General features: G+C 66.0%; 1 protein-coding gene and 1 pseudogene. Both read right to left on the bottom strand.

Annotated features, from left to right (window positions below):
* Positions 1-130, bottom strand: a pseudogene (locus JS533_RS13640) (aspartate aminotransferase); the annotation flags it as partial.
* A 283-nt stretch (positions 131-413) separates the two neighbouring features.
* Positions 414-1,352, bottom strand: a 939-nt coding sequence (locus JS533_RS13635) for an alpha/beta fold hydrolase (protein ID WP_241515368.1), incomplete at its 5' end; no start/stop codon positions are given.

Below are 1,352 nucleotides of genomic sequence, written 5' to 3'. Positions count from 1 at the left end.
ACATCGGGATCACGTCGAAGCCCGGCTTGGGCGGCTCGGGCGCGAAGCCCGGATCCTGGCCGAGACCGTCGACCGCGATGGCGTCCTTGCCGTGGCGGTCCATGATCGTGGTGAAGTCGTAGGTCGTCATGCTCGTCCTTTCGTCACGCTGCCCTGTCCGTCGCCTGTCGCGCGCCGTTCGCGCACGCGACAGGCCGACCCGATCCCGCATTGAATCGGGCGCAAAACGATAGGTAGCTTAATCACCCGCGTGTTACGCCACGCGCGGAACCAACCGATCAGTCGAACTGCGTTCTGCATGCCGGCGCCATCCTCGTCCCACTCGTCTGAAGGGGATGTCAGCCGACAGGCTGACTGGGGAGCGTTACGGCGCAAAACGCGACGTCACGAGACGCTGCGGAACTGCGTCCTGCTCAATCTGCGACGGCGATTTCGGACGAGCCGTAGAAGTCGAGGATCTGCCTGAGATACGGGGCGATCGTGTCGTTCGGCATGCTGAAGATCTCGTGCAGCGAGTCAGGGAACCGCACGAGACGGATGTTGCCACCGCCTTCCCTGACCCGCTCGACGAACCGGTTCTGCGGCTCGTTGAGCACCCACACGTCGCGCCCGGCCTGGAACAGCAGGATCGGCGTCTCGATGTTCGCGCACGCGCCCGGCCGCAGCACGGCGTGCGACATGCGCAGCGCCTGACGCACCCATTCGAACGCGGCCGCGTTGGTCTGGTAATGCTCGTCGTCGCAGCGGCACCGGTGGAACCAGCGCACGCGCGCGTCGGACGCGCCGGGATGGTCCTCCGGTTTGAACGTCGATTCAAACGGGCCCTGTCCGAACACGGCGTGGCGGCCGAGTCCCACGCCGCACATCACTTCCGCGAGCGCGCGGGCCAGCCAGTTCGGAATGCCGGTGGCGGGAGCGATCATCGGCGCGGACAGCACGGCCTTGTCGAAGAGGGTCGGATGCTGTTCGAGCACGGCCGCGCCGATGCCACCGCCCATCGAATGGCAGAACAGGTTGAGCGGCTGGCCGTCGGCGTACTGCTTGCCAACCGTGTCGGCGAACTTCGCAAGATCGGCGACGTAGCGGTGCCAGTCGTCGATCCACACGAGCCAGTCCTGGTCGACGTCGCGCGCGGAATAGCCGTGGCCGCGGTGCTCCATCATGCACACCGAATAGCCGGACAGCAGGAAATACCAGATGAGTTCGGCGTATTTGCGCGTGAACTCGGTGAACCCGTGCGAGATCACGATCGCGCCTCGGAAGATGCCGGTCGCGCCGTCCTCGCGCAGGGCGTCGAATCTAGCCGAGTCGTAGCACACGTAGTGTAGCCGGCCGGCGTGTGCGGCCGAGGC

The sequence above is a fragment of the Bifidobacterium amazonense genome (assembly GCF_018555435.2).
Taxonomy (GTDB): Bacteria; Actinomycetota; Actinomycetes; order Actinomycetales; family Bifidobacteriaceae; genus Bifidobacterium; species Bifidobacterium amazonense.
The sequence above is the reverse complement of the archived record's forward strand: the minus strand, read 5'-3'. Positions and strand labels throughout refer to the sequence as shown.